The organism is Sphingomonas sp. S-NIH.Pt3_0716 (assembly GCF_003950715.1).
Taxonomy (GTDB): domain Bacteria; phylum Pseudomonadota; class Alphaproteobacteria; order Sphingomonadales; family Sphingomonadaceae; genus Sphingobium; species Sphingobium yanoikuyae_A.
The window spans coordinates 1-26,166 of record NZ_QLJK01000007.1 but is presented as its reverse complement, the minus strand read 5'-3'; the positions used below and the strand labels follow the sequence as shown (position 1 = coordinate 26,166).

The window sequence follows — 26,166 nt, the reverse complement described above, 5'->3', positions numbered from 1 at the left end:
CTAACTTCTCGGCTGATGTCGTCAGTGCGATGGGTGGCAAGCTGAAGCTTTTAGCCAGGCGCGACCTTTAACTGATGATCGTCTCCGTATCGAATGCGGCAGGAATAGCCATGGCCGCACTCAGCGTGCATCTGTGACACGGCGGCTTTGGTCAGCCGCTGTGTCTGGCCGCTATCTTCGATTTCGATCCGTTCGACCGATTGGAAATCGAATGGCGCGACAGGGACGTTTTCCCGACCCTGTTTGATGAGCACCCCATAGTGCGATGTGCCTTTGAAATAGGTCACACGGATGTCGTGGGAGCTTTCATTCTTCCATCTGGGGTGGACCGGCCCACAGGCGGACAGGGAGAGGGCCAAGGCGGTCAGTAAGATCGTCGGTCTCATGATTTCTTCTTATTCGCTAGAACCGCGCATAATAAAAAGCCCGGCCTAACGGGGCGTGAACAGCGATGTCCTGAAGGCGATCGAGCGGCGTTCGTAGCTGCTCCGACGCCCGCTCTCGTAGCAGGGAAGAGTAAACTCTCACCGGAATAGCGGAAGCATTAAAAAACTCGTTTCGCATTAGAAATCATGCTGCTAGAGTTTTGTTACGGGGTTCTCCCCTCGCATACGCGCTGTAGCAACTGCGGCGTAAGAGTTAATGTCTGCGCATATCATACGCGCCATGATTTTCCGTTATCTCATGGTGACTGGAAGGGAGACCCCGTGCCACCGGCTCATATTTTTGGACCGATGAGCTTCGTAAAGTTGCCGCCACAATTGACGACTGAAGCAAGTTTTCTTGCTTATCTTGGCGTCAGTCCCGCGGAGCTGAGCGTCATTAGGTGGTACGCCGGCAGGATGTACCATAACTTTGACATCAAGAAGAGGTCGGGCAAGTCGAGGGTTATCAATGCACCCGATTATCGACTCAAGATGCTGCAGCGAAAGATCGCCGATTTGTTGACGCCTCTCTACCGGAGGCGCAACCCCGTTCACGGGTTCGTTATCGGTCGGTCTGTGAAGACCAATGCTCAGTCCCATCTGGGCAGCAAGTTCATCGTCAACTTGGATTTGAAGGATTTCTTCCCGTCCATTTCGTACGGACGTGTGACGGGTGTGCTGCGCTCGCTTGGTATGAAGCGGGAGATTGCGGAGGCGATCGCGACTATATGCTGCTTGAATGGGACGTTGCCCCAAGGGGCCCCTAGCAGTCCGATCTTGTCCAATATGGTTTGCTTCCGCATGGATAGGAGGCTGCGGGAGTTCGCTAAGGACGCCCGTTGCATTTACACCCGCTATGCGGACGACCTGAGCTTTTCCAGCTACCAGCCGCTAATGGGATTGTTCGAAACGACACCACCGGCATCAGGGCATTTCTCACCGGATCTGTTGTCGGAGAAACTCAAGCAGATTTTCAGCGGTAATGGGTTTGTGCTGAACCCAGACAAGGCTCACTATGCGGATAAGCATTCGCGCCGCACCGTGACAGGCATCCGGATTAACGAGGCTCTCAATGTCGACCGGCGGTTTGTGAGGAATTTGCGGGCGGCCCTTTACTCTGTTGAAACGCTGGGACTGGCCGCCGCCCAGGCAAAATTCAAATCCTCGCATGGTGGTAAAGCTGACGTCGGCCAGCACTTGCAAGGCAAGGTATCGTGGCTGGGATACATCAAAGGCGCATCTGACCCGGTCTTTCGCAGTGTCGCATCCCGTTTCAACGCTGCATTCCCGCCGCTCGCGCTCGACATTTTGCCCAGTCCCCAGGAAATACGAGAACGATCAGTGTGGCTGATTGAGCATTGGGAAACAGGGGGTGACCAAGGCACGGCTTTCTTCATGAAAGGCGTTGGCCTGGTTACGGCAGAACATTGCGTATCGCCGTCCGGGCTAGTCGAGCTTTATCATCCATCGAAGCCGTCGAATAAATTCCCGGCGTATGTGAAGCATCGTTGCCCAAATCGAGATCTGGCGGTTCTCGACCATGCAATCCCAAGTAACGAGTTCTATGAGCTCGAGACCGCCGCCAAGGCGGCCGCGACAGGTGAGGCCACGACCGCGATCGGGTATCCCGGCTACGGCCCCGGCGATAGACTGAACATCCGACCTGGTGCGGTTACATCCCTGCCAACCAAAAGCGCGGTGAAGATGGTGGAGGTTCAGCAGATGCTGACACCGGGGATGTCAGGGGGGCCATTGCTGGATGTGGATGACCGCGTTGTTGGCGTCGTTCACAAGGGTGGCCATGATCATGGTCGGCAGCTCGCCATTGCCATATCTGAACTGCATGCTTGGCTGCCCTGACCAGGTCCGCCGTTCAGCTAATCGCGCAGGCGCCGAACCAGTCGTTTCCAACTAGCTTCGCTGTTCATCCAGTCAGGCCGGTCTGGCTGTCGAGGCGTTGGAGCAAATCGTTCAGGATGTCCCCGACAGCGCGTGCAGCGCAGGTGCGATCCGACGGTTTCCATAGCGGTGTTCCAGCAATGCGCGAGGAACCAGCGGTTGAGTTTTTCAGCATCGATTACTCCTGAGTGGCCGCATTTGCAGATGATGAAAAGATTGGCGTTTCGGTGGGCATAATCGCCGAGGTTTCGCAGGGGGACGTTCGCCCCCACGTCAAAGGGGAAGGGTCATATGCCTGCGATCAAAGTGAGGCGGCTGACGTTCCATGGCCACGATAATTGTTTGGGCCAGTTCTACAGCAGCTTGCTCCCGCAACCGTTCGTTTGGCGCCGTCAGTGCCACTCGTGCCCACCCAGGGGCGTTAAGAAGGCTCTGCGCGAGCCAGAGAGAATCGGGCTGTGTCATGTCCGGCGATATGCGAACAAAAAGAGAACATGGCAAGAGCCTGTTCTTCGGCAAACGAGGTTGATGGATGGGCTTGGACTAGCCGAAAGGGGGCGGTCCCTCATCCCGGTGCAGCAACAGGTTACGCTGAGGACGTGCCTATTTTTGTCAGTCGTCGGCAAGGAGAGACGCGAAGCCGTGGATCGTGAATGGCATGGCGGCGTCAGGCACCTTCGCCTCGCTTGGAACCTCATGCATGAGTAGCAGCATGCCCTCATGTGGAAGATAGGCGCAGCCGAAGCCCTCCTCCCGTCGCTGTTTTGCGGCTTCGAGAACAGCTGCGCGGTAGGCGTCATGAACCTTATTTCCGACATGCAGCTTGGTGAGATCGATGAAGCCCAGTGCATCGCCATTCGGGCCCTCTTCGCTGACGCCGAAGATCATGGTTTCATCGGGCATTTCGAATCCTCATTTCATTTCGCGAACATTCGCGAAGTGTGTTTCCAAGCATGACGACGTCGGCGCGCGGGGCCTCAATGATCATCTGGTCGCGCGCTATTGCGCCTTTAATCGCGGCCTCGACCGCGAGGCATAGCAAAGCTGTGCTGTTCGCTTGCATCTGGATCTGTGCGGCCTTTCGGCTTGATGACTAATTCGAACTTGATGTCGCTCGCCTGCGAAGCGATCCCGCGAGTAACTGCCTCAGATAGGTAGGTTCCCTCCGCATCGCCCCCGGTGATTTCAGATTCCCGATCGAGGCCATTGGGCACTGGCTCTAGCGCTTGTGAAGCAAGGCGTTCCAACCGCGCATCTAATGCTGCGGCGCCAGGGCCACTGGCTCGCGCTAAAGTAGCCCCTAAATCGATCCCTGCTCGATGGAATTCTGACACTCGCTCATAACGGCCGACGGCTGCCATGGCGATGTCCTGCTGACCCAGGCCGTCCTTCTCCAGCGTTCGGATGCCCATGCTGGATACGAGCTCCTGAGCGGGCTTGGCGATCGCCATGCCTCGGCTGACACTCAGGGCTCCGCCTCGGCCGATCAGTTCGAGGCCACGCGCCTCTTCCTGAGTGGCGACGTCGTAGAGGATCATCCGGGCCTTTTCATTTGGCGAAAGGGCCCCATTCGCCGCCTCGTAGATTTCTGCACGGACAAAGGCGCGTTCGGTCGCCGCAAAGCGGTGCTCATTGAGAGGCATCCCGGCATCGCCAAGGGTCAGGACCGCGCGTTCAAGGGCTGGATCAACAGCGATCGTTGCGTCGCGGTAGCGAAGCTTGTCCTGAACGGTCCGAATTTCAGTGGCGGCGCGGACCAACTCAGCAAGCGTCAAAGTCCGGAAAGGGCGATACTCTTCCGCCTGAGGGCCGGTGGCCATCTCCAGCCGCGCCAAATCGAACGCTTCAACGCCGGAAGCTGCGGCTGTCTTCGCCGCAGCGCCTATGGCAGCCGTCGTGGCATTCTGTCGTTCCTTCGGCATCGCGTGCCGTTCAGGCGCATCAGACAGCCATTCCTCAATTGCTCTGAAGTCCATTGTAATGCTTCCCTGCAAGACCGGGAGTAATTGTCTCAGACCGATTGGGCAAATTCCAGACCCCCTTCACCACAGGTTGCATTGAATATGGAACAGGCCGCTTCGAATCTTACGGAAAGCGGCTTATGCGCCGCAGTTATCGGCGGCGTTGGATTGAACCGATGGGCTGGCCAGGCTAGTCCAATGGGGGACTATTCTTTATGGACTTCAGTGCTTCCGATGCAAGATAGAGTTCGTCTTGGGCTGCCTCCCATTCACGGCGGGCTTCATCCCAGCGCCGCTTAGCGATGAGCAGGCGATCTTGCGCTTCCTGTTGTTTATTCCGTGCACGGGTGCGGATGCGTTCCCCCGTTCGGCTTAGCGGCAACCGATAGACGTCGTTGTCGGTCAGCTTTCGACCGCACGACTTTGGGCTATGTTGATTGCGTATGTGGGCCCATGATCCTTGCAGCTTGTGGACGGAATTACCGCAGCGCTTGCAAAACCATTCGCGCTCAATGCGATCGGCCCTCACAGCAGCACTCCGATCATCAGGCCGACGAGCATCCATGTGAGGCCGGTCATGACTTGCACGGGATCGCGCCAGTATGCGCGTTCAATTATGGCAGAGCTGCCGCTGGCCACATCCCTGAGATCGTCGCGACACCCGGGATAGGGATATTCCTCATCCAGATGGTTTGCGAGACGTTCGAACGCGGCTTTCTTGTCGGGGGGAATATTCCCGGGCATGCTTTCCTCAATCGCTATCGGCTATACGATAGTAATCGTCGGATTTCCCGGCGAGACCCTCGTTGAGCTTTTGCACTGGTCTGCAGCAGGACCGCGGGTTCGGATTTGCGGCAGTCAGGCATCGCACCTGGGCAGTGGACGTAGCTGGCACATGCATCTTGCATGGGATATTATCGGTACCTGAGCAGGGATGTCGCAGGCGGGCTGCACATTTCTAAGATGGACCGGGATCCACGGAAGGGATGGAGCGGTATGATCATCACCCTCTCAGACCTTTTAGCGGGAATCCGAGAGCGCAAGGCTGCCTTGGGCATCATCGATACCCCAGAGCGTACCGATGCCATGCGCAATAGCGGATCGCGCCGAACAGCGCGCAAGCGTGCTATGTTGGCCCGGATCGAGGAGCGCTCACGCGACGCAGGCGTCGTCTAGGCTGACCAAGCGCCTTGTTTCATGATGTTGGCGAAGCGCATGCGGCAGTAGCCCGCATCATGTATCGTGGGCAAACCGACCTTCCGCGCCCACTTTTGTGCTGACTGGGGAGGCAATCCCATCCTGTAGCCGATCTCGACCGATCCTATGATCTCTGCTGCAGCCTGAAGAACATCCGCTGCGAGATATGCTTTACCCTGGCGACGTATGCGGCCGGTGGCGACGAATCTGAGAAACTGATTGGTGGCCAGGTTGAGTATCTCGCTGGCATCGGTGCCTGATAGCTCATCCTCGACATGGGCGCCGGACAACGGGTTTTCCAACATCCGCAAAGTGTCGATGAGGTCGGCCGGGATTAGTATCTGGTGGGACAGGTCTGTCGCTTCGGGGGCCAGACCAAATCGACCATCCGGCCCCAGAAGCCAGGCGAAGATGCCGGCCCAAGGCTTGGCGCGACCGCCAATGGCCCTAGCTGCGATTTGTAGCGGTATGCCGTCAACTATAGCAGGATCGGCTTTGGCTTGGATTTTTGCCTCGAATGCCGCCCAGGCCTTGGTGGTGGTATTGCGGACGCCATATCGCGCCTCCCAATAAGGGTGGGTCAGCGGGGCGAGTAATCCAGATTGCATCAACTGCGCTATGGCATAGCGGGGCAACTGAGTTGACTGCGACACGGCGGTCAAAGGCAGACGGTCAGGCTTGGTACGTGCCAGTTCCTCGATTTCTTCGGGATCATGGAACGGTCGAACCACGCCATGAACTCGCACGTCGGTTAGCTTGAAGACGCCAGCGGCTCGCAGCTTTGCGATGATGGTATCCGTCTCGCGCAGCACACGCACGGCTGATTTGGCGGAGATCAGTCCAATTATGTCATTCCCCTCGTCGGCCGACGGGAGGTCGGTCAGATCAGGGCTTTGACTGAGATCGGGTTGCTCTTGCTGCAGGCCATGTAGAAACATCGCGAACAGGGCTTTGACGCGGGGCGAGGAGCGGCCGATCCGGGCTTGCTTGACGGCGTGCCCCAGCTTGTTCGACCAGTTGTCCCCTTCGCCTGGAGTTGGAAGTAGCTGGGCTGGAACGATGGGCCATTGGCGCAGCAGCGTTACAGCGTCATGAAGCGCGCTGACGACCGCCATTGTAAGGTCAGGATTGGTCAGCCATTTTCCGCGCAGTTGGTCGTTTAGCCAGGGGGAGAGCTTCAAGGCCAAGTCGGCAATGTCGTGCGGCTCCAAACTCGCAATCGGGTCAGGAAACTGTGATCGCGAAGCGGCACGTACATCGGGATCATGGCTGAAGAGGCCAGCATAGATGCCCAAATTGTCGCGCATCTCGAGAGGGATGAACTCGGCCGGTCCCTCACGCAGGTCCGCGCTGCAGACATCTTGGTCGCAGGTGGCAATGCCGTTGGCATACCGCCATCGTTGGGTGACGCCGCATTCGTGACATTCGCTGCGCAGGATCTGAAAGGTTTCCGGGCAGAATGGGACGGAGGCCAACTGCCAAATCGCACGATGATGAGCCGATAGGGCAAGGCTGGCCGGTGCGTACCTGCGGATGGTGGTTCTCAGTTCGCTCTGCCATGCGCGTCCACCAAACCAGTGTATTATAGCGCTGCCGTCTTCTGGGCCGTGGGCATGGTGGAGTAACTGGGGGTATGGCACCACCAGAATGTCGGCCAGCGCCGGTAGATGTTCGGCATTGGTTGTGGCCGCCGTCGGCTTGTTGTCGTAAACCCAGCCAGCCTCGGCCAATAGCGTTCCCGTCCGCGGATACCCGTTCTCGGCAGTCACACGGGCGACAAGGCCCATGAGACTTTCGCCAGCGATCGGCGCGAGCGGGTATTTCACTTGGCTCAAGCTTCGATCTCCACGAACGGATTATAGTCGATGAAGCTATGGGCAATGGCCCAGCTGTTCACTGCCATGGCGAGATCGTTGCGGGTAATCGCATGCCGACCTTCACGCACGACATTTATCGCCGCCGTTTCCACGATGCGGCAGGTGCGGCCGATGATTCCGCTGCTTGCGAGGCAAAGGGGGCGAGCAATGTCCTCTTCGACCAGGCCGCTGGCGACCTTCATGATCTGCTTGTCGACCATGGCGGTATCGAGGTCTTCGACGAAGTCCAGGAATAGGTCTCGATCGTCATCCGCCCACCAATCAAGGGGAGGAAGCGTGAGGGGAGGGAAGAGCCGGCCGTTCAACTCGTGGCTGGAGTGGAACAGCTTGTCCGCGTCGTGGGTGCCGAAAAAGGCGATAGGAACAAGGCCAGAATCAAGGAACGTCTTCAGGCTATCCGTGACATGGGTTGCCGCCGATGACCGGCGCGACAGATGTTGGATTTCATCGATGACGAGCAACTGCACGTTATCCCGTTTGATGGCTTGCACGGCGCGCTTGTGCAGGTTGGGTTCGGTGCCGCGGTCATAAAAGGGGTCGTCCAGGGCCTGCAGGATGGAAGAGAATAGCGACCTGGCGGTGCCAGTGCTCATGAGCTTGACGATCAGGACGGGCCGGCTGCCTTCGGGAAGTTCGCCCAGGCGTTCGATGCCGTCCCGGAAATGTTCGGCTGCTGTCGTTTTGCCGGAACCGCTTTCAGCCAGGAGGGTGATGCCATATTGCCGCTCGCCACGGGTGGCGATGCCAGAGCGCCGGACCTCATCCAGCCCTGCAATGATAGCCTCTTGGCGAGGATGAACAATCTTAATCTGGCGGAACGCGCTGCGGGCATCTGCCACACGTTGAGAGCGGGCAGCGGCTTCATTCGGCCGTACAACGGGCGGGTTTGATGTGGTGGTAGTCATGTGTTGCCTTTCGGGTAGGGGTTAGAAGTAGCTGCTGTCGTTCGAGCGCTTTTTGCGTTCACGGCGTGGTTCGGGGTCGGTGGTCGACGCGTCCGGGGTGGGTGGCGGCGCAGGAGCACGCCGGTCGCGCTCTGGCATGTCCTCTGGCGTCGCCTCTCGGGCATTGGCAGCTTTCGCCTTCTGCCGGTTGCTCCGCCGTTTAGATGCGGTAGGGGCAGCTTTCTGTGGAGCGGGGCGACGAGACAGGGTGTCGGCATCGTGCATCTCGTGCTCGATCACGTCTGCATAGATGATCGGGATATCGACCGGCTCGGGGCGCTCGCGCTGCAGGCTGGCGAGTTCACCGGTGATGCTGCGGATGCGGTTGTTTTCGTACAGCTTGGCCAGAAGCTTGCGTTCACGCTCCTTGGCTTCGGGCGTCAGCTGGTCGATGGCGTCGAGAAGCTCGGCGCGGCAGGCGTCACGCCATTCCCGTGAGTTGAAGTCGGCGGCTTCCGCTTTGGCCTTCTCACGGATCTGTTCGTGCATCCACAGGCTGATCGGCTCATCGCTATAGCCGGCCGTCTGGCAGTACAACTCGACGTCCTGATTGGTTTTGCGGTTGATCACCCAAATCTTGCGCAGATCGTATGGGTCATAGCGGAACGACACCGTTGCAGTGGCATTCTTCAGGCGCTGACGCTTGCCTTCCAAAGGGACAAGATCGGCGAGCAGGTCAGGCACGGCTTTGAAATCGCCGAAGCGCAGGCCATTCCACTCGATGCCAGCGTGGGTCAGCCGGTGCGAATTGATCTTGGGGAGGAGGGCCTTCTCGAAGATGCGAGGGTCACGCGGTAGAACGATCCCGTACTGGGCGGTGCCCTGTTTCCAACAGAGCAGAGGCTGTTTCTCGTTCAGGCCGCCATGCGGGGTCGTGTGATAGACCGCGATGGCGAACATGATGAGTGCCTCGAGTTCGTCGAGCGTCAGCACGGCATCCACGGCGGGGTCGTAATCATACTCGCGGGAGAGGGCGATCGGCAGATGGGCGCCGGCCACCTTCGATGACACGTAATTGTGGATGGTGAGGAAGATGCGCTCAACAAGGGCTCGTTCGCGCGGCTTTTTCCGACCACTGATGCGGATCGTTGCACCGGTCGCCTTGCTCATGCTCTCCATATCGTGGCTGCGGAATTCCATACCGCCATCCACGTGATATGTGCTGCACAGGCCGCAGACGTCCTGGGCTTCAGGGTGCTTGTTCTTGATGATCGGCGGCACGATCTTGGGCAGAACAGACCGGCGAAGCAACTCCGACACGGTGGCGTATGATGGGGCATTGAAGGACAGCATGTGCGAGAGCACGACCCTGCTGAACCCATCAACAAGTGCGGAGAAAGTCGGGCGGCCCAGAATGATGGCGCGTTCCACGTCGATGACGAGGAGAGCGGGTATGGGGGTGTGATCCATAAGCCCGAATTCCAGAGGACGCTCCGCCTCATGCCCTTTCCCTGCGCCACGCCACCGAGAGTAGGCTGCCTGCTTGCCGTGGCGGGCAGCGACCGTTTGCTCGCACTCAAGCATTTTGATGTCGCGATATGTGGTGCTCAGGCTCACCGGGAGGAGCGGCTCCGTAGGCATCTCGTATTCGAGCGAAGTGCCATCGTTGACGCGGCTAATCTCAGCGTTGGTCAGCACATTGATATCGGTGACGCTCTTCTTCGACGCATAGTAAGTCAAAGCCAGGCGCTGGCGGATTTCCATGCGGATGCCATCTTCATCATAGCAATGGCGCCCCTGGGCGCTCGTGGCCTCACGAGCATCGCGGTCGCCGACTTTACCGCGCTCCCGCATCCAGCGTTTCACGGTGTGTGGATTGGGTGCCTCGCCATATTTGGTGTGCAGCTCGGGGGTCCAGTGCTCGGCAAGTCCTTCAGAGATTGCCTTCACGCCGGTCATTACGCCGTTCCGATCGAGCAGCCGTAACGTTGCCAGCCGGAGCGCGCTGTCGGCGTCGAGTTCCTCGCATTCGGCAGGCGTCAGATGTGATTCAGCGATCTTGTTCTTGGCCGGCGACTGCCCACGGTCTGCCATCTGGAAGAATTGACCGTTCTGAAGCAGCGTCCGGAAGCGATCCTGGTCCATTGGACGGACGACGCCGGCGTCATCGAGATATTCGACGGGCTTGCCTGTGGCAGCATGTTCGAAGTTCAGGCGTGTGCGATATCCATGTGATGTAAAAACACAGGGTTGACCTTCGATACTGTATAGCTGATTGCGTTTGAGCTTATAGGGGAAGTAATTCACGTATCTCTCCCGAGATTTGGGTATTCTGAGGGCGCGCAAAATCCATCAGCAGTAGATATTTCTACGCTGCGAATGGCATTGCTTCTGTTGTGATGGGTGCCTGCGGGTTCGTCAGGCAGTTATGATTTCACTCTAGGTCACGGTTGAATCCTTCCTGGGGTATTTGATCTATGATCAGATGAAGCTGACAGGCATCTCATCGATGAGAGGCTGCGTGAGATCGAGCGACACGATGCGCCTCACCAGCATGGCGAAAGTGATTGCCCGCCCTTGGACAAAATTTCCGGGCGCCATCAGCTCAGCGAATTCGCCCAACTGCATGTCATCGCCTTTGCTGCGGAGGCTTTCGACGAGCCGCTTCTGCGACGATGAGATGGCCGTGCGGCGCATCGAGCTGGCGAGGCGTACGTTGAAGCGGTGGCGGCTATTCTCGAAAATTTCGGAACCGAAGGTGATACGGAACTCATGGCCCACCCGGCGGCAAATCTCGGCGACGCCGGCGAGTTTCAGCCGATATTCTGGATCTCGGAGGTCCGCATCGTCGCCTTTGACTTCGACGACCGCCAGGCGGCCATCGGCGTCCAGTATGTCGACGTCACTGGTGTACCGCTCCTTCCTCCGCAGGATGAATTCGAAGCGGCGAGCCTCTGATTGGTAGTGGACGACATTGGGGTCCGTCTCGCACCGCTCGATCAGTGCAAGCTGATGCAGGCTCTCATAATGCTGTGTGCGGCCGACCTTCACGGAAGGGTACCAGCCACTCGCATGGTGTGTTCCGCCAGAGACTGTTCGGAGTGAACCATTGTCGTTGGCGACCACGATGCGAGCCATGGTGTTGACCAGGCTGTTGTGCTTCCTGAGCAAGGTTTCGGCGCGCAACCGGCCAGCGGAGGGTTCGTATGACGGGTTGCGCAGCATGAGGTTGATAGCGGCGCGAACGTCGATCTCAGCCAGTTCTTCATATGCGTCAGTCATTCCAGAACGTCCAGCCGCGACGGTTGCTGTTGGGCCACTTGGAGCGAGAACGACTCCACGTCTTAACGCGCTGCTGTCGTTCAAAATGTCGGATGATCTCGATCAGATACTCTGTATAAACGATTGAAACGAGGTTGTTTCGATCTGCACTTCGCGGTTTAGTCGTCATCGCACTGTCTCCATGTTGGTCACGATACTGTGCATTTAGGAACGCTAAAATGACCGTGATGGCAACAGGAATGTGGTTTCAACTGCACAGTATCGTGACCAACTCACTTGACGATGCGTGCCTTACTGTTCTAATAAGTCATGGATGAACAGTAAGAAAAACGGCACGCGCGACGTTGGTTCGGACCGGTCGGCCCTCGAAACTGACGAGGAGTTGATCAAACGGCATGCCGCTTCAGGCTTTTCTGGCGAATCAGAGTACGCCCTGTTCCTGTCTCTGGATGATTCTAAGCGGGAGGCGGTGATTGCCAGACTGAGGACGATGGACCTCTATCTTCGCGACGATGACCCTATGCCCGTGGGCGACGCGTGCAGCGCGCTCGATATGGAGCAGCGCAATTTTTACCGACTGCTGAAGAAGCTGAAGGATCTGGGCCCAACACGAGGTCTGTCACCGAGCTTCCGGGTGAAGGCTGTCGCGGCACCAGCACAGAAAGGCTTCGCACCCGTTGCCGAGCGTGCGCTGCGCTGGAAACTGCAGCATGAGCCCGCGGCTTCGCCCGCGTCGATCATACGCTGGATATTTGAATCCTGCGCGGACGCGGGCGAGGCGCCTCCGTCCGCATCTTCGATCCAGCGACGCATAAAGGTACTCCGCCGGGAAGGTGTCGCAGAGCCGGCGGCTGGGGCTGCTGGTCTTCAGATCCTGGTGGACCAGACCGCAGTCGATGTGATGGTTCAGATCAGCGGCCGGGTGGAATTGGCTACGGCTACGTTCATTGTCGATACCAGCTCTAGGATGATCCTTGGATTGGGGGTGGGCGATCCGCTGATTCCGGAAGACGGGCTTATGCGCGCTACCCGCAATATGGATGACGACCTCATGCGCCATCTCGTGCAGCACACGCAGGTGCATTTCGATCGCGTGGAGTCGATCGACTTTATCGCGCCTCCAGGCGGGGCGCGGCAGAGCAAGCAGTTGCAGAAGCGCTTTCGGGTCTTCAACCGCCGAGTGTCGTTTGACATTCATGCAGGCGGAAAGTGGCGTCACGGTACGCAGCTGGTCCGCTACCTGGGTGACACGCTGGGGCCATATCAGTTCAAACCGAGATTTACGGAGGAAGGGGCTCCTCTCAGCAACTCGATCAGCGAGGGGATTGAGCAAGAGGTTCTCGAGCGGGCGCTGCTCGTAGAGGCGATGCGCTGGAACGAAAGCCAGTGGCAGCAGGCGGAGCCGACGGTCGAGAAGTCTCAGCGCATGCGTGAAGAGCGGGCGAATGCGATCACCGCCCTTTTCCGTGATGTAGTCATGCGGCCCGAGTTCTAGTCGGGCCCGAGCAACGCGATTATTGCGATGTTACGATATGTCGATTTCTAGCAGATACGCTGGAACGGTGCGTTTCAACGTTTCGTAGTGCGGGCCAACTTTGGAGGCGGTGACGTCGGCAATGTGGGTTTCGCGGGTTAAGGTCAGTTGTGCGCCGGTGGCGAAAACGACCTCCTTCTCGTTGCCGAGGTCTCCATCCCGACTGTAAGCGTAGGCTTTGGTTTGTGGCTGGATGACGTGGACGACCATCAGGTCCATCCGGCCAGCGTCATAAGCTTTGCTTTTCCACTCTGCATTCCTGCGTGCCACTTGCGGGCAGAAGGATGTGGAGAATGGGCGGGTCGTCGTGAAAGTTTGTACGCCGAGCGGCCATAAGCCACCGTGGAACAAGAATTGTCCATTTGGCATCGTCACCCCGATAGCTTTGATCGCGCTATCCGCCGCAGATAAGTCAGCCTCTGAGAACTCAGCCTGATAAGCACTTAGGGCTTGAGGCACGTTTGACGGCATCAGGTTGCGGAGATCGCGATATTCAGAGCTTGCTGACAGCGCTTTGTCTATGTGACGCTCGAGCGCGTTATCTGCACCCTCACGAAGCATGCGCGCCGCGGCCTGGACATGGTTCGAGACTTCCTCAAGCAGCTTGTCTTTCGTGGTGAAGGATTCGGCTAACGAATAACCCTTTTGGCAAAGGGATAGCGCTTCTTCATCGGTGGACTGGCGGTAACTCCATGCTTCGTATGGGGTGGAAAATACGTTCACAACCCGAGCGATCTGATTCATTTGGCTTGGTCATCCACCCTGTGAGGTTTTCTTAAAGCGATCGGCCCTCAGGCTTCAGAAAGCTCTATGAGGAGCGCTTCCGCGTCTCCGACGCCGACTATGGTTATGACTTCAACATCGTTGATGAGAATTCCGTCGTTGCGGTTGGCGACAACATCACCGACCTGAACAGCGCCGGCGAGCGGCACGACATAGCCGAAATTGCCTGCTTCAAATCGGTAGTCCGCAGTGCCACTGTCGGTCAGCACAATGCGCGAGAGGCGGGCATTGGTTCGCATTGGCAGTGAATTGCCTTCATTGTCGAACCCGCTGGCCAATGTAACGAACTGCCCCGGCTCACCATCGTCAGCGAACCCATTCGTGAAGGAAAATGGCTCGCCAGCCTGATGGTTGGGCATCAGCCAGATCTGGACAAATTCGACTGGTTCAGCTTCGTCTGGATTGCCGCGCCTGATAAAGACACCAGTTCCAGCTGACATGATCTGACAATTGCCTGCCTGGAGCATCCCGACATTGCCCAGGTTATCTTCGTGATAGAGGAACCCACTGGTGACGTAGGTCAGTATCTCGGTATCGGCATGCGGAGTTTGCGGCAGGGCAGCGCGGGGAGAGATCGTCTCGTGGTTCCACATGATCATATCGCCCCACTGCATCGGATGTCCGCCGCAGCTCTCAGGCCCGAAATGCTGAAGGCTTTGGAAATGATCCAAACGGAAGCTGCCGAAGTCGCGGGAGGGGCGTAAGGTGATCATCAGGGTTCCAGTGCGAATATGAATGGCTAAAGCGGGTTTGAAAAAAACCAAACTGGCTTTGGACAGGCAGTTGCTATGCAAACGCGCTGCATTTCCGGGTGGACGCGCAGCTAGACGCTGGCGTTGGGCAAAACCTTGCCCACCCTGCGACCCAAAGCGGCCGCATGCGCGGAGAGACCGCGCGCAAGGATGTTGATTGCGTTGTTGGTGCCTCGTGGGACATCGGCGCCGCAGGCACAGATGTGCCGGTCAGCATCGTTACTTTCAGAGGTTGGTGATCCGCATGCATTGCACGTTTGCGTAATGTGTCTCGGATCGACAACGACGACTTTGCCACCAGCTTTTTCAGCTTTGTAGCGGATCATCTCAAGAAGGCGCTTTGGTCTTGGCTCGGCCAACACCTGACCGTTTTCTCGTATCGCGATTGCGCCAACGCCGTCTGATGGGCGTCGTGTGCGTGTTGGTCGGGGAAATTGTTTGAGCGCGAGATCTTCGACCACGATCGTTTCAAATCGATTAGTGATCGCCGCCGAGATCTGATGCAGCCGCGTGGAACGGAGGTTTATCACCCGTTGACTGGCGCGGTCTTGGCGTTCGCGCAGCTTTTTACTTCGGCGGGAGTCTTTCTGGCATCTTGCCAGTGCCCGGTAGGCCCGACGCAACGCGGAACTCTGAGTGGTCTTACGGGGTGTGTCGTCGAAGAGAGAGCTATCTGACAGCGATGCTAGTTGCTCTATGCCGAGATCGAGGCCGCATGCGCTACCGGGTTTCTTATGCTCTTGATCGCCGACTTTGCAATCAATCAGGATGGCAACATGCCATTGGCGGGCTCTGCGGGTGAAGGTGAGTCTGGCGAGGCGAGCGTCAGCCGGCAAAGGGCGATGCATGCGCATGCGCAATTTCCCGACGATGCCATCGACCGTTAGGTAGCCGTCGGCAATAACACATCCTCGTACGCCGTGGACGCCAAAACTGCGCCAACGCTCTTCGGAGCGGAAGCGCGGGAACCCGGCGTTGGGGTTGGCCGTCAGGCGATCGCGATACCTCGTCATTGCGGTATCGACGCAGCGCAAGGTCCAGTTGTTAATGCCCCAGGGCAGGGCAGTATGCTGGCGGTTGGCCATTCTATACGCAGGGAGAGACTTGGTATCGTCTTCGTATGTGAGATGGACGCCGCGCTGAAAGGCTGCACGCCGATTTTGGAGCGCGTCGTTGTATAAATTTCGCTGCAGCTGCAGGATCGACGCCAGGCGCGCATGTTGCGCCCGGCTTGGCTCGATCGGAAATTTATACTGCAAGAACATGCGCTTGCATCTGACGTGCAAAAGTTAACGCAAGGTGGATTTTCAAAGATCAATCGAACGGCATGACGGTGGGGATCCATTCGGACAGAATGATGAGATGCCTACTGTTGGATCGAATTCTGTGATCTGCGGGTGCGCGAAATCTTCAGCGTCGGAAGCGTCGCTTCGCCGGTAATTGCCGGGCAGCCAACGCTGTGCCGCGGACGTTGATCTCGATGCGCCTGCGGCCGATAATCCGACCCCACTGGTAGACGGTGAGATCCATTGCGTGGTTGCCATTATACGCTGAATGCTCGGATACTTCGTAACCATCGCCTGAGCAGTGTCCAATATCATTCTTGGTCCACGCTTCATGTCCGCGGTTCCTAACCGTCCATCGTACCGAAGCGCCCACTGGGAGCGAGGCTGCGTTGACCAATGTAAAGTCGATGGAGCAGTCTTTCAGGATCGTGGGAAGCTCGTTCACCCCGAAGCGCTCGTAATTCTCATTGTTTTGGGACCAAGCCCGAACGTGAATTTCGGGGTCGAAGCTGTAAGCGACCAAAGCGTGATTTTTTGCAATATCGCTGCGTGCTGCAGTGGTGGCGTTTGCTTCACCCTCAACATCCTCCGGCATAGGGAAGAAATGCTCAAAGGCCTCCGTCCAGATCTGGGCCGCCGTCGCCTCGCTGGTCGCAGCGTTCGCTCGGCGCGCGGTGTCTTCGAACTCGCGGAGGCGTTCGCGGAGATTGTCGTTTGCGTCGTCAGAAAGACGGTTCAAATTTTCTTGGGTATCGATCGGGTTTTCGACCTCAGTATCGTCATCAAGGCGATCTGCGATGATCGTGATAATTTCCGCGAGGACGTCGTCGTCGTCTCTGGTCTCTGAAAGATCAATCCCATCCAGAGCTTCGGCGACCAGAACCGTAAGTGTGATCGATGAAGGTCGGCTTGCCTCGTCTTCGATCTTCAACGCTGCCCACATCTTGAAATAGCAAACGAGTCGACGCAGCTGAGCCCGAATTGCTTTGTCGTCGTGGAGATCCTTGAACCACACATAGATCGCCTTGGGGTCGCTTGCCTCCCAGCCTTTGGTCTCTGTTGCCAGCGCGCGCCGGTCCTTGGCACGATCAAGGTGATAGCAGGGCACATCGATGTGAAAGTCGGGATTGAAGGCAATGCGGCAGCATCGCTCTTTGGGCTCTTCGACCCCTGAGGCGTCGTTGTCCTCGTCGTCTGCATAATCGAGGAGAGCGTTCTGGATCAGCTCTTTGAAACCTTCAGGATCATAGTCGCCGTCATCGTCAGAGCCGGCCCATTCGAAATATAGTCCGAGGTCTATGTCGAACTGGGCGCCCGTCGTCCACGGCCTGATCTGAGTGTCGAATTTGTAGGAACCCTGCAGCCAGGTGCTGATCGGATAGCCGGTGTCGTCTTTCATTCTGGATTTCAGAAAGTCGGCAAGGTCATTCCAGCGGGCTTGTTGAGTCGCGAACTGATCGGTTGATGGGGTGATGCGCTCGTAAAGCGTCTGATCGGACTTCGAATGAAAGAGGCGTGCAGCAGTGGACATCGGACACTCAAAGCTTAGCGTTGACGAAAGCGAATGGCGGGGCCTCGTGTGACAGCAGTTGCCGGAGGCGAGGGTCGGCTGACACCTCGGCAAACGAGCCCTTGGCGATGGAAAGTAAATTGCTGATGGCGCTGGGGGTGGCGGCATCCAAGGCAAGTTCTTGCCGTTGTTCATCTGCCTGTCGACGGTCAATCCGTAGGTAACGATCTTTCAGCAAATGCTTCATCATGTCATCGGCCAACGCCTGTTGTGATCCGATCATCACATCGGTCAGGCGCTGGTTTTTCATCCAACCCATCACCCCAATGTTGGGATTGAGCGAACTGGACATGGCGAAGTCTGTGGTAGTGGTGCCGACGCTTAAGACTGAGATGTCGTCACGGTTAATGCCCAGAAACATGTCGGCCTCATGAAGGGCGATCATATCGGGTGAGTTGGCGAACATCCCTCCGTCCGAAAACAACTCGTCGCCGATCCGATGTGCAGGGAAATAGGTCGGCGCTGCCGAGGTAGCCAATGCGACGTCTACGACCTTCAACTGCCAATCGAGGACAAATCGCTTGTGATGTCCTGTCTTGAATACCTTAGGTCCGCCCTTGGTAAGGCTGACAGAAGGGATGACCGTCGGCCGGGCGAGGTCCGACATCAACGTTTGGGGACCGACGATTTCTTCGATCGTCTCGCGCAGCGCGTCCTGCTTGTAGAGAGGGGCAGGCAAATTTCTGGTGAAACGGATCAACCAAGCCAGTTTGGAGTTCGCTGGCGCGCGAGGGAAAATTTTAGGACCGTGCTCGATGAAGGCATCACGGATTTCAGTGGCACTCTTCCCAGCTGAAAGACCCAGAGCAATAATGCCGCCAATCGACGTGCCGGCGAACATATCGAAGCACTCGTTCAGGCGCTTGCCCGAACGCTGTTCTAGTTCTGCAAGAACTGCGGCGGTGTAGAGGCCCAGAAAGCCTCCTCCCGACAAGGATAGGATTTGAAACGCCAAGCGACACCCCCTCTTGCAAGTTAGAGAGGCGCCTCGAAGTTTCAAGCTAAGCTATCATGATAAAAGAATGCACCTGGGCGGGCACATGACCAATGGCCTATCTACTTGCGTGGAGAGATGGGGGATAGGCGTTTCCAATCGGCGTCGCTTTGGCTGGCCCCTTGGTAATCGCTTGGACCGCTGCCGCGGCTGATACGGCAGGCTCGGCCTCTCGATTGATCTGCAGGCCAGCGTGATAGCGCTCCAGAAGCAGAGCGACGGCTGGACGCACGACAGGCAGAGGCAGAGTTTCGCGAATTGCGAATGGGATGGAAGGATTGCGGCGCGGATTGAGAGGCACGCGGCCGAGCTTGGTGCCGAACATGGCAGTGAGGGCCAATCCTGGCCGACGAGAATCCACCTGAACGTCTGACTTGGCGATGCCGATCGAGCGCAACTGGGCTTTCGTGCGTAGGTCATCGACAGGAGCGTTGCGGTATATTGCCAAAGACGCGCGTGCGGGTGATGCGGAACTCATCTGTTCAGCGGCCTCGGTGACCAACTGGAGGATGTCGTCGGCAGTTGGCCTATCTGCAGTCACCACATGGGCAAGAGCGATACCACGGCTGACGTCGATGAACGCGGTGAGGACAGCGTGATAGGGGATGTCATCAGGGCCATCGACCGCCACATCGAGTGGCGACATATCGATGGCGTAATCGGTATTCATGCCGGTGTAGGACGCGATATCGGTCACTTCCATGGGCAGATTGAGTCTCGTGCGGACTGCCCGTTTGCTTGGTGGACTTATTTTACGCTTCTCGCACAAGGCTTCGGCGGCAGCCTGGATCGCCCCTGGCCGAGCGCCCGGGCCGGCGTGCGCGATGGCTTCTTCGAGAGCTGCTCTCGTTTCAGCAGGAAGCTGGCGGGGGTAGTTGGACAGAACCTGATCGTTCAGCTGGAGCGAGTCCTTGTACGCCCGAATGATCTTGAAGAAGTTGCGCTCCTTATACCCCAGCCGAGTGGCGGCAGCGGTAACAGCTGCTGCCATTCGCCGACCGCCCTTCCTGGGGAGCTCTTCAACTTCCAGAGCGCGCCGATAAGCTTCCGGCCACTGCTGAGGCGTGAAGGTCACCATGTAGTGGGCAATGCGATCTTCCATTTTTCTTCACTCCTGAGTTTCGAGGAGCGAAGCTGAGCGTATTCAGAAAATTCAGGGCGTCACTGAGGCCAGACCATTGAGGTATGTGCTGATGGACGACGCTGCGGCTGTATCAGCCCGATAGATCACCTGTTTTCCCGCACGGCGTGAGGAGACCAGGTGGGCACGCGATAGAATTCCCAGGTGGGAAGATAGCGTGTTTGCAGCGACATTGAGGTGGCGCGCGATTTCTCCCGCCGGCAGGCCTTCAGGCGCCCGGGCGAGGAGGCGGTAGATATCATGCCGAGTCGGTTGCCCCAGCGCAGCCAGGGCCTCGACCATTGCTGATGAGTCCATGGACCAGACTATCAGCGATCCATCCCAACCGGTCAAACGGTTAGTGACGGACAGATCCGTCAGCCAAACCAACAATGTACCGGCCGATGTCCGTTTCGACGTCCGTTGAAACAGCAAATCGGACACCGTTCAATTCTACAATTCCAGAATCATTGAAATGAATGTACAAGTCTGCAAGTGGAGCAAGCGACTCGCGCAGGCTTCTTCTGAAAAGGATGGTGACAGAAAGGGTATCGCAATGCTGACGCATGAGATGTACGAACAGAGAATAGCTGCACGGACCCAGCGCTCAGCGCTGGATTACTTTACCACTTCAGCTCTGTTGGGACGCCCTGATCCGCTAGCCAGCGATAGCCCCGACGATGTGTCATTCGATTTGACCTACAAGATGGTCGATCGCCTCGTGATCGCGGCCGTTGAAACCGGCGCTCGGTTTGAGCGTGACAGCTTGCCGTCCGATCCATTGGCCTGGCTGTATAGCCCGCAGCCTCCGTTTGACGGGGCGCGACCGCTGGAAGCGTGTTTGACAGCGCCGGGGTTGATGAGGTGCATCATGTTCCACTCGCTCGATCTGGAACTGGGCATGCCAAGTGATCTGGTCGATCAAATCCTCCGTCGTGACGCGGGCATGACCGGAGAGACGGTGGCCGGGGGGCTCTGGAATACCGGCAGGGACCGGGACAGTGTCGAACATGGTCGGACGCTTTACACCGCGACGATCGTCGATGTGCAGGTGAGCCAAATCCATCATGTCTACCATGCGATGATGGCCTGCGATCTCGCTGAGGCGAGAGGATTGCTCAGACTTCGTTATGGAAGACAGTTGGCGGACCAGGCTGAGGTCCGCAGAGGGTACGACGCGAGCAACCCGCTGGCGGTCTCTATGGTGTCGGACGCGATGGGGGCGATCTTGGCGATGGTAGCCAGCAATCCTCAAAGTGCGTTGGCTGAAGGGCTGGACCTGCAGCTCGAGTCTAGGTTCGCGCCGTAGAGAGGCGCGCAGGCCATGATGGTCGTCACGATCACAATCTGGCCGGGTGGCGATGAGGCAGCGGCTTTCGATATCGCTCAGATGAAGATCGAGAACGAGAGTAGGCTGGCGGACGTCAGCGACTATACCGCCCGCATCGTCCAGCGGGAGAATTCCCGGATAGGAGTGCTAGGGATGGATACCTGGGTGGGAATATCATCGCATCCGCGCCGGGATGGACCTTGGGCATTGCTCAAGCGGATACTCGATCGCCTCGATTTGCCATCCTGAATGGACGTTCCTAATTCCTCGCTGACGGCGAAAACCCCTACTTCGCTACACCCTCTAAGAACCGGAATGGCCGAAATTGGCCATTCTTGCAGCTCAGAGGATCACGAAAATGAAGTAAAGGAGCAGTCTTACTGACAACCGAAACCTGATTGGCGACCCCGGCAGGATTCGAACCTGCGACCATCCGCTTAGAAGGCGGATGCTCTATCCAACTGAGCTACGGGGCCGTGCGCGGGAGCGATAGCGGGGCTTGGGCCGCGGCGCAATCTTTCGCAGCCGTTGCAATCGTGTGTCGGCGGGATATGCACCGAAGGATGAGCGACGCGGGCATCCGGAAAATCGACGCGACCGTGCTGGGCGCACGGCCGCTGCGTTATTATGATTTCTTCATGGCGGCCTTCGTCGCCATATTGCTGCTGTCCAACCTGATCGGTGCGGCCAAGCTGTCGTCGCTGGGCGGCGTGACCTTTGGCGCGGGCATCCTCTTCTTTCCGCTCGGCTATGTGATCGGCGACGTGCTGACAGAGGTCTATGGCTATGCGCGGGCGCGGCGCTGCGTCTGGGCAGGATTTGCCGCGATGCTGTTCATGGCGCTGATGAGCTGGGTGGTGGTGGCCTTGCCGCCGGCCGAGGGCTGGCCCGACCAGAAAGCCTATGAGGCGGTGTTCGGGAGCACCTGGCGGATCGTCTTTGCCTCGCTTTGCGCCTTCTGGGCGGGGGAACTGGCCAACAGCTTCGTACTGGCCAAGATGAAGATCATCACCCAGGGACGGCATCTGTGGATGCGCACCATCGGCTCGACCGTGGTGGGGCAGGGGGTCGACAGCCTGCTCTTCTATCCGCTGGCTTTCTATGGCGACTGGACCACGACGCAGGTGCTGACCGTGATGGTCACCAACTGGGCGATGAAGGTCGGCTGGGAAGCGGTGCTGACGCCGGTCACCTATGTGGTGGTCAATGGCCTCAAGCGACGCGAGGGGCTCGACGTCTATGACGCGGGCACCGACTTCACCCCGTTCCGCACCCGGCTCCAATAGGCTGTGGTCAGTAAATTATGTAATCTAAAGAGAGTCTTTACCTTGTTGGGCGCAGGAGGAAGCGACAAAGTCAGGAAAGAATAGTCGCCCATCGTGCCCATCGCCTCCGCCCAGTCCATTGTTCCTGATCGCGATCCCGTGATGACCCCGGATGCGATCTGCCGGATCGACCGCCTGACCCATGTCGCGCGGGCGCTGAGCCAGGAGGCGCAGACGATCCAGGCCAATCTGGCCAATGCGGAGCGCCGGTTTCAGGCGACCTTCCAGCACGCGCCGGTCGGCATTGCCCATGTCGCGCTCGACGGCACCTTCCTGACCGTCAATCCCCGCTTCGAGGAGATTACCGGCTATTCGGCCGCGATGCTGATGCGGCTGGGTTTCCAGCAGATCACCCATCCCGATGATCTGGATGCCGATGTCGCGCTGCTTGGCCGGCTGCACCGAGGCGAGTTGCAGCGCTATACGCTGGAGAAGCGCTATATTCGTGCGGATGCAGCGCTGATCTGGATCAACCTCACCGTGGCGCTGGTCCGCGACGAGCGGGACGAGCCGGAATTCTATGTCGCCGTGGTCGAGGATCTGTCGGAAATGCGGCAGGCCCATTTCGATGCGATCCATGATCCGCTGACCGGTCTGCTCAACCGTCGCGGCTTCGTGGTGCGGGCGCGGGCCTTGTTGCGGCAGGCAGCCGAGGTGCATCGCGCCGTCAGCCTGATCTATCTCGATCTCGACGGGTTCAAGCAGCTCAATGACAGTCTCGGCCATAGCGCCGGGGATCGCTGCCTGGTCGAGGCGGCGCGGCTGATCGAGGATATGGTCGCCACTCGCCATGTCGTGGCGCGGATGGGCGGCGACGAGTTCGTGCTGCTGGTCGATGAGGAAGGCGCGGATCTGGGCGAGGCGCTGCGCGTCGGATTGATGAAACTGGGCGGCGCACATGGCGGTGTCAGCGGCAGCTTTGGGCTGGTCACGCTGATCCCCGACGATGACACCGAACTGGACAGCATCGTGGCGCGCGCGGACGAGGCGATGCTGGCGGCCAAGCGCGCCGGCAAGAATCAGCTGGTGACCACCGCGCTGCTATAATCGGCACGCACGAAATAGAGACCGTCCGGCGGCGCGTTGAGCGCCAGCCGGGCGCGGTCACGCGCCTCCAGCGCATCGCGCAGGTCATCGGCGCTCCAGCGGCCCATGCCGACCATGGCGAGGCAGCCGACCATCGAGCGGACCTGATGATGGAGGAAGGATCGCGCCTCCGCCCGGATGGCGATGCGATCGCCCTGTCGCTCCACATCCAGCATCGCCAGCGACTTCAGCGGACTGGCCGCCTGGCAATGGACCGAGCGGAAGGTGGTGAAGTCATGATGACCCACCAGTATCTGCGCGGCGTCATGCATGGCGTCGGCGTCGAGCGGCTGGATCACCCGCCAGGCGAGACCCGATTCCAGGGTCAGCGGCGCGCGGCGATTGGCGATGCGATAGACATAGGCGCGGCCGATACAGCTGAAACGGGCATGCCAGTCCGGCGCGACTTCCTCACAGGCGAGGATCGCGACCGGATGGGGCCGCAGCTTTGCATTGATCGCCTCCATCAGGCGAAAGGGCGTCAGCGGCTTTTCGACATCGGCATGAGCGCGCATGGCAAGGCCATGGACGCCGGCATCGGTGCGGCCGGCGGCGTGCAGGATGGCGCGCTCGCCGGTGACGGCATGGATCGCATCCTCGATCGCCTGCTGGACGCTGGGGCCATGGGCCTGACGCTGCCAGCCCATGAAGGGGCGGCCGTCAAATTCGACGGTGAAGGCGAAACGGGCCATCGGGTCAGGCGTCGATCCGGCTGCCGGTGGGCATGTCGAAACCGCGCAGCAATTCGCCCGCCGACATCGCCGCCTTGCCGGCGCGCTGGATCAGGGTCGGGCGGATCGCGCCATGGCTGCAGCCGATCAGCAGGCTGTGGTCGAGCAGTTCGCCCGCCGGCCCGGCATGATCCTCGACCGTGGCGGCGAGGATGCGGAAGCGTTCGCCGCCATATTCGAAAAAGGCGCCGGGAAAGGGGTTGAAGGCGCGGACCTGACGTTCGACCTGATGCGCGTCGCGGCTGAAATCGATCCGTGCCTCCGCCTTGTCGATCTTGGCGGCATAGGTGACGCCCTCTTCGGGCTGGACTACCGGCGGATGGCCGGCAAGATCGTCCAGCACATCGACCATCAGCTCGGCACCGGCCTGCGCCAGTTCCTGCGTCAGTTCGCCCGCCGTCTTGTCCTCGATCGGGGTGATATGCTTGGCGCGCATCGGTCCGGTGTCGAGCCCCGCCTCCATGTCCATGATGGTGACGCCGGTGACATTGTCGCCGGACAGGATGGCGCGCTGGACCGGCGCGGCGCCGCGCCAGCGCGGCAGCAGCGAGCCATGGATGTTGAGGCAGCCATGGCGCGGCATCGCCAGGATTGTACGCGGCAGGATAAGGCCATAGGCGGCAACCACCGCGACATCGGCGTCGAGCGCGGCAAATTCGGCCTGCACCGCCTCGTCCTTTAGCGAAACCGGCGTGCGCACCTCGATCCCCAGTTGCTCGGCGCGGGCCTGGACCGGCGAGGGGCGCAGCGCCTTGCCACGGCCGGCCGGTCGGGGCGGCTGGCTATAGACGGCGACGATGTCATGCCCGGCCTTCACCAGTGCATCGAGCGCTGGAACGGCGAAATCGGGGGTGCCCATATAGATGATACGCATAGTTTTTCCGCTTCCCGCACCAGCCCGCTCCCCCACCCGGCCACCCTTTAAGATACTGCCGTTGGGTGGCCGGGTTGGGGGAGCGGGCTGGCACCGCATTTGAAATCTGCCTGGGGCCTATTTCCAAGATCGCTCTCAAACCTCTTGTCGGGACGACTTGCAAGCCCTTATCTCGGTTCCATGGCATCCCCAGAAATCGAGACGCTGACCCAGGCGCTGTCGCGACTGCCCGGCCTTGGCCCCCGTTCGGCGCGCCGCGCGGTGCTGCATCTGCTCAAGAAGCGCGAGGGCGCGCTGGAGCCGCTGTTGCGCGCGCTGGCGGCGGTCAACGAACGGCTGGTCACCTGCCAGACCTGCGGCAATGTCGACACGGTCGATCCCTGCGGCATCTGTGCCGATCCGCGCCGCGACGCGCGGGCGCTGTGCGTGGTGGAGGATGTCGCGGACCTGTGGGCGCTGGACAAGTCGCGCCTCTTCCCCGGCCGCTTCCATGTGCTGGGCGGGCGCCTCTCTGCGCTGGAGGGGGTGCGGCCGGAGGATCTGAGCATCGACGCGCTGGTCGCGCGGGTCGAGGCGGGCGGCATCGACGAAGTGGTGCTGGCGATGAACGCCACGCTGGAGGGGCAGACCACCGCCCATTATCTGGCCGAGCGGCTGGAGCGCTTCCCGATCCGTCTGACCCAGCTGGCCCATGGCGTGCCGGTGGGCGGCGAACTCGACTATCTGGACGAGGGTACGCTGGCCCAGGCGCTGCGCGCGCGGCGGCCGCTGGGCTGAGGGACGGCCCAAAGGCGGGGGCACGCGTGTCCCGAAGTTCACACCGTTATCGGGGTTTCTGGGCGAAATGCGCCGGGAACGCGCCTGCGACGCGACAATCGCGCTTCTGTCCCGCACCAAGGACGCCCCTATGGCGCGATCACCACGCGTCGATGGCCCGTGCGCAGCGGGCCATGACAGGGGTAGAAGGGCAGGGGGATGGTGATCCATCCGGGCAGTAGATCAGACAAGCGGCGTGTAGGACAGGCCGGATGATGGACGGGAAGGGCGGCGGATTTTGGGTGTTTCCTGCCATTCCCCTCCCGCAAGCGGGAGGGGCAGCGAGACTTGCGCGCGCAGCGCGTTAGTCGCAGCGGGGTGGGCTTTCGCGATGTCCAACACACCCCCTCCCCCCCCCCCCTCCCGCCCACGGGAGGGGGAACAGGTCCGCTTCTGGTCGGGCAACTTTCCTCCCCAGGAGCGGACCGAACGCTAACGGG

At 59.3% G+C, this 26,166-nt stretch carries 26 protein-coding genes and 1 tRNA gene; 8 read left to right on the top strand and 19 right to left on the bottom strand.

Annotation, left to right across the window (positions count from 1 at the left end; genetic code table 11):
• Positions 1-50: 50 nt before the first annotated feature.
• The gene (locus BRX37_RS07075) at positions 51-386 is read right to left on the bottom strand and encodes a hypothetical protein (RefSeq protein ID WP_029547811.1); all 336 of its coding nucleotides are present in this window, start codon (positions 384-386) and stop codon (positions 51-53) included.
• Positions 387-734: 348 nt separating this feature from the next.
• Between BRX37_RS07075 and BRX37_RS07070 the strand changes: the two genes are divergently transcribed.
• Positions 735-2,285 (top strand): reverse transcriptase domain-containing protein, encoded by a 1,551-nt coding sequence (locus BRX37_RS07070; RefSeq protein WP_063141230.1) that lies wholly within the window; start codon positions 735-737, stop codon positions 2,283-2,285.
• 312 nt (positions 2,286-2,597) lie between these two features.
• Here the strand turns inward: BRX37_RS07070 and BRX37_RS27245 are convergent, their stop codons facing one another.
• The 4 genes from BRX37_RS27245 to BRX37_RS07050 form a co-directional block, all read right to left on the bottom strand.
• Positions 2,598-2,789, bottom strand: a complete 192-nt coding sequence (locus BRX37_RS27245; protein ID WP_081215279.1) for a DUF6771 family protein — start codon at positions 2,787-2,789, stop codon at positions 2,598-2,600.
• Positions 2,790-2,936: 147 nt separating this feature from the next.
• Positions 2,937-3,227: a hypothetical protein gene (locus BRX37_RS07060; protein WP_063141233.1), complete on the bottom strand. Its 291-nt coding sequence runs from the start codon at positions 3,225-3,227 to the stop codon at positions 2,937-2,939.
• Between the two features lie 107 nt (positions 3,228-3,334).
• Positions 3,335-4,300: a hypothetical protein gene (locus tag BRX37_RS07055; RefSeq protein WP_063141234.1), complete on the bottom strand. Its 966-nt coding sequence runs from the start codon at positions 4,298-4,300 to the stop codon at positions 3,335-3,337.
• A 510-nt stretch (positions 4,301-4,810) separates the two neighbouring features.
• Positions 4,811-5,029, bottom strand: coding sequence for a hypothetical protein (locus BRX37_RS07050; protein ID WP_063141236.1), 219 nt, complete (start codon positions 5,027-5,029; stop codon positions 4,811-4,813).
• Positions 5,030-5,281: 252 nt separating this feature from the next.
• Here BRX37_RS07050 and BRX37_RS07045 point away from each other — a divergent pair, with 252 nt between their 5' ends.
• The gene (locus tag BRX37_RS07045) at positions 5,282-5,461 is read left to right on the top strand and encodes a hypothetical protein (RefSeq protein WP_009821120.1); all 180 of its coding nucleotides are present in this window, start codon (positions 5,282-5,284) and stop codon (positions 5,459-5,461) included.
• On the opposite strand, the gene BRX37_RS07040 is transcribed toward BRX37_RS07045, so the two are convergent.
• The 4 genes from BRX37_RS07040 to BRX37_RS07025 all read right to left on the bottom strand — a co-directional run bounded on the left by BRX37_RS07040 (position 5,458) and on the right by BRX37_RS07025 (position 11,525).
• Positions 5,458-7,308 (bottom strand): TniQ family protein, encoded by a 1,851-nt coding sequence (locus tag BRX37_RS07040; RefSeq protein WP_234780507.1) that lies wholly within the window; start codon positions 7,306-7,308, stop codon positions 5,458-5,460. The genes BRX37_RS07045 and BRX37_RS07040 overlap by 4 nt on opposite strands.
• A gap of 5 nt (positions 7,309-7,313) precedes the next feature.
• Entirely contained in the window at positions 7,314-8,264 is a 951-nt protein-coding gene (locus BRX37_RS07035; protein WP_063141240.1) for an ATP-binding protein, read from the bottom strand.
• 21 nt (positions 8,265-8,285) lie between these two features.
• Complete coding sequence (locus BRX37_RS07030) at positions 8,286-10,550, bottom strand: Mu transposase C-terminal domain-containing protein (protein ID WP_125986061.1); 2,265 nt, start codon at positions 10,548-10,550, stop codon at positions 8,286-8,288.
• A gap of 174 nt (positions 10,551-10,724) precedes the next feature.
• On the bottom strand, positions 10,725-11,525 hold the full coding sequence (locus tag BRX37_RS07025) for a hypothetical protein (protein WP_037510701.1): 801 nt from the start codon (positions 11,523-11,525) through the stop codon (positions 10,725-10,727).
• 313 nt (positions 11,526-11,838) lie between these two features.
• On the opposite strand from BRX37_RS07025, the gene BRX37_RS07020 reads away from it, so the two are divergent.
• Positions 11,839-13,020, top strand: a complete 1,182-nt coding sequence (locus BRX37_RS07020; RefSeq protein WP_037510700.1) for a hypothetical protein — start codon at positions 11,839-11,841, stop codon at positions 13,018-13,020.
• Positions 13,021-13,050: 30 nt separating this feature from the next.
• Here the strand turns inward: BRX37_RS07020 and BRX37_RS07015 are convergent, their stop codons facing one another.
• The 7 genes from BRX37_RS07015 to BRX37_RS06985 form a co-directional block, all read right to left on the bottom strand.
• A complete protein-coding gene (locus BRX37_RS07015) occupies positions 13,051-13,803 on the bottom strand; it encodes a hypothetical protein (RefSeq protein ID WP_037510698.1) in 753 nt (250 codons plus the stop codon).
• A gap of 47 nt (positions 13,804-13,850) precedes the next feature.
• The gene (locus BRX37_RS07010) at positions 13,851-14,555 is read right to left on the bottom strand and encodes a pirin family protein (RefSeq protein ID WP_063141244.1); all 705 of its coding nucleotides are present in this window, start codon (positions 14,553-14,555) and stop codon (positions 13,851-13,853) included.
• Between the two features lie 110 nt (positions 14,556-14,665).
• Complete coding sequence (locus BRX37_RS07005; protein WP_080727058.1) at positions 14,666-15,859, bottom strand: RNA-guided endonuclease InsQ/TnpB family protein; 1,194 nt, start codon at positions 15,857-15,859, stop codon at positions 14,666-14,668.
• 145 nt (positions 15,860-16,004) lie between these two features.
• Positions 16,005-17,411, bottom strand: coding sequence for a CBASS cGAMP synthase (locus BRX37_RS07000; RefSeq protein WP_125986060.1), 1,407 nt, complete (start codon positions 17,409-17,411; stop codon positions 16,005-16,007).
• 7 nt (positions 17,412-17,418) lie between these two features.
• On the bottom strand, positions 17,419-18,405 hold the full coding sequence (locus BRX37_RS06995; protein WP_125986059.1) for a CBASS cGAMP-activated phospholipase: 987 nt from the start codon (positions 18,403-18,405) through the stop codon (positions 17,419-17,421).
• Between the two features lie 97 nt (positions 18,406-18,502).
• Complete coding sequence (locus BRX37_RS06990; protein WP_063141247.1) at positions 18,503-19,546, bottom strand: hypothetical protein; 1,044 nt, start codon at positions 19,544-19,546, stop codon at positions 18,503-18,505.
• 51 nt (positions 19,547-19,597) lie between these two features.
• The gene (locus BRX37_RS06985) at positions 19,598-20,008 is read right to left on the bottom strand and encodes an ArsR/SmtB family transcription factor (protein ID WP_201038968.1); all 411 of its coding nucleotides are present in this window, start codon (positions 20,006-20,008) and stop codon (positions 19,598-19,600) included.
• Between the two features lie 31 nt (positions 20,009-20,039).
• On the opposite strand from BRX37_RS06985, the gene BRX37_RS06980 reads away from it, so the two are divergent.
• On the top strand, positions 20,040-20,873 hold the full coding sequence (locus tag BRX37_RS06980) for a hypothetical protein (protein WP_063141250.1): 834 nt from the start codon (positions 20,040-20,042) through the stop codon (positions 20,871-20,873).
• Between the two features lie 15 nt (positions 20,874-20,888).
• Positions 20,889-21,143 carry a hypothetical protein gene (locus BRX37_RS06975; protein WP_063141252.1) on the top strand — a complete coding sequence of 85 codons (255 nt, stop codon included), beginning with the start codon at positions 20,889-20,891 and terminating at the stop codon, positions 21,141-21,143.
• 150 nt (positions 21,144-21,293) lie between these two features.
• On the opposite strand, the gene BRX37_RS06970 is transcribed toward BRX37_RS06975, so the two are convergent.
• Positions 21,294-21,370 (bottom strand) — tRNA-Arg (locus BRX37_RS06970).
• A gap of 87 nt (positions 21,371-21,457) precedes the next feature.
• Here BRX37_RS06970 and BRX37_RS06965 point away from each other — a divergent pair.
• Positions 21,458-22,180: a queuosine precursor transporter gene (locus tag BRX37_RS06965; protein ID WP_037517900.1), complete on the top strand. Its 723-nt coding sequence runs from the start codon at positions 21,458-21,460 to the stop codon at positions 22,178-22,180.
• A 141-nt stretch (positions 22,181-22,321) separates the two neighbouring features.
• Entirely contained in the window at positions 22,322-23,266 is a 945-nt protein-coding gene (locus BRX37_RS06960; RefSeq protein ID WP_125986187.1) for a GGDEF domain-containing protein, read from the top strand.
• On the opposite strand, the gene truA is transcribed toward BRX37_RS06960, so the two are convergent.
• The gene (gene truA, locus BRX37_RS06955) at positions 23,239-23,997 is read right to left on the bottom strand and encodes a tRNA pseudouridine(38-40) synthase TruA (RefSeq protein ID WP_125986058.1); all 759 of its coding nucleotides are present in this window, start codon (positions 23,995-23,997) and stop codon (positions 23,239-23,241) included. The two genes, BRX37_RS06960 and truA, sit on opposite strands and share 28 nt — an antisense overlap.
• A gap of 4 nt (positions 23,998-24,001) precedes the next feature.
• Positions 24,002-24,910 carry a methionyl-tRNA formyltransferase gene (gene fmt / locus BRX37_RS06950; RefSeq protein WP_125986057.1) on the bottom strand — a complete coding sequence of 303 codons (909 nt, stop codon included), beginning with the start codon at positions 24,908-24,910 and terminating at the stop codon, positions 24,002-24,004.
• 180 nt (positions 24,911-25,090) lie between these two features.
• On the opposite strand from fmt, the gene recR reads away from it, so the two are divergent.
• On the top strand, positions 25,091-25,687 hold the full coding sequence (gene recR / locus BRX37_RS06945; RefSeq protein ID WP_017503434.1) for a recombination mediator RecR: 597 nt from the start codon (positions 25,091-25,093) through the stop codon (positions 25,685-25,687).
• Positions 25,688-26,166: the final 479 nt, after the last annotated feature.

Bases quoted from the DNA above. Each gene is read 5' to 3' on its own strand.
- BRX37_RS07075 (WP_029547811.1), bottom strand. From the start codon at position 386: ATGAGACCGACGATCTTACTGACCGCCTTGGCCCTCTCCCTGTCCGCC.
- BRX37_RS07070 (WP_063141230.1), top strand. From the start codon at position 735: ATGAGCTTCGTAAAGTTGCCGCCACAATTGACGACTGAAGCAAGTTTT.
- BRX37_RS27245 (WP_081215279.1), bottom strand. From the start codon at position 2,789: ATGACACAGCCCGATTCTCTCTGGCTCGCGCAGAGCCTTCTTAACGCC.
- BRX37_RS07060 (WP_063141233.1), bottom strand. From the start codon at position 3,227: ATGCCCGATGAAACCATGATCTTCGGCGTCAGCGAAGAGGGCCCGAAT.
- BRX37_RS07055 (WP_063141234.1), bottom strand. From the start codon at position 4,300: ATGGACTTCAGAGCAATTGAGGAATGGCTGTCTGATGCGCCTGAACGG.
- BRX37_RS07050 (WP_063141236.1), bottom strand. From the start codon at position 5,029: ATGCCCGGGAATATTCCCCCCGACAAGAAAGCCGCGTTCGAACGTCTC.
- BRX37_RS07045 (WP_009821120.1), top strand. From the start codon at position 5,282: ATGATCATCACCCTCTCAGACCTTTTAGCGGGAATCCGAGAGCGCAAG.
- BRX37_RS07035 (WP_063141240.1), bottom strand. From the start codon at position 8,264: ATGACTACCACCACATCAAACCCGCCCGTTGTACGGCCGAATGAAGCC.
- BRX37_RS07025 (WP_037510701.1), bottom strand. From the start codon at position 11,525: ATGACTGACGCATATGAAGAACTGGCTGAGATCGACGTTCGCGCCGCT.
- BRX37_RS07020 (WP_037510700.1), top strand. From the start codon at position 11,839: ATGAACAGTAAGAAAAACGGCACGCGCGACGTTGGTTCGGACCGGTCG.
- BRX37_RS07015 (WP_037510698.1), bottom strand. From the start codon at position 13,803: ATGAATCAGATCGCTCGGGTTGTGAACGTATTTTCCACCCCATACGAA.
- BRX37_RS07010 (WP_063141244.1), bottom strand. From the start codon at position 14,555: ATGATCACCTTACGCCCCTCCCGCGACTTCGGCAGCTTCCGTTTGGAT.
- BRX37_RS07005 (WP_080727058.1), bottom strand. From the start codon at position 15,859: ATGTTCTTGCAGTATAAATTTCCGATCGAGCCAAGCCGGGCGCAACAT.
- BRX37_RS07000 (WP_125986060.1), bottom strand. From the start codon at position 17,411: ATGTCCACTGCTGCACGCCTCTTTCATTCGAAGTCCGATCAGACGCTT.
- BRX37_RS06990 (WP_063141247.1), bottom strand. From the start codon at position 19,546: ATGGAAGATCGCATTGCCCACTACATGGTGACCTTCACGCCTCAGCAG.
- BRX37_RS06980 (WP_063141250.1), top strand. From the start codon at position 20,040: ATGAATGTACAAGTCTGCAAGTGGAGCAAGCGACTCGCGCAGGCTTCT.
- BRX37_RS06975 (WP_063141252.1), top strand. From the start codon at position 20,889: ATGATGGTCGTCACGATCACAATCTGGCCGGGTGGCGATGAGGCAGCG.
- BRX37_RS06965 (WP_037517900.1), top strand. From the start codon at position 21,458: ATGAGCGACGCGGGCATCCGGAAAATCGACGCGACCGTGCTGGGCGCA.
- BRX37_RS06960 (WP_125986187.1), top strand. From the start codon at position 22,322: ATGACCCCGGATGCGATCTGCCGGATCGACCGCCTGACCCATGTCGCG.
- truA (WP_125986058.1), bottom strand. From the start codon at position 23,997: ATGGCCCGTTTCGCCTTCACCGTCGAATTTGACGGCCGCCCCTTCATG.
- fmt (WP_125986057.1), bottom strand. From the start codon at position 24,910: ATGCGTATCATCTATATGGGCACCCCCGATTTCGCCGTTCCAGCGCTC.
- recR (WP_017503434.1), top strand. From the start codon at position 25,091: ATGGCATCCCCAGAAATCGAGACGCTGACCCAGGCGCTGTCGCGACTG.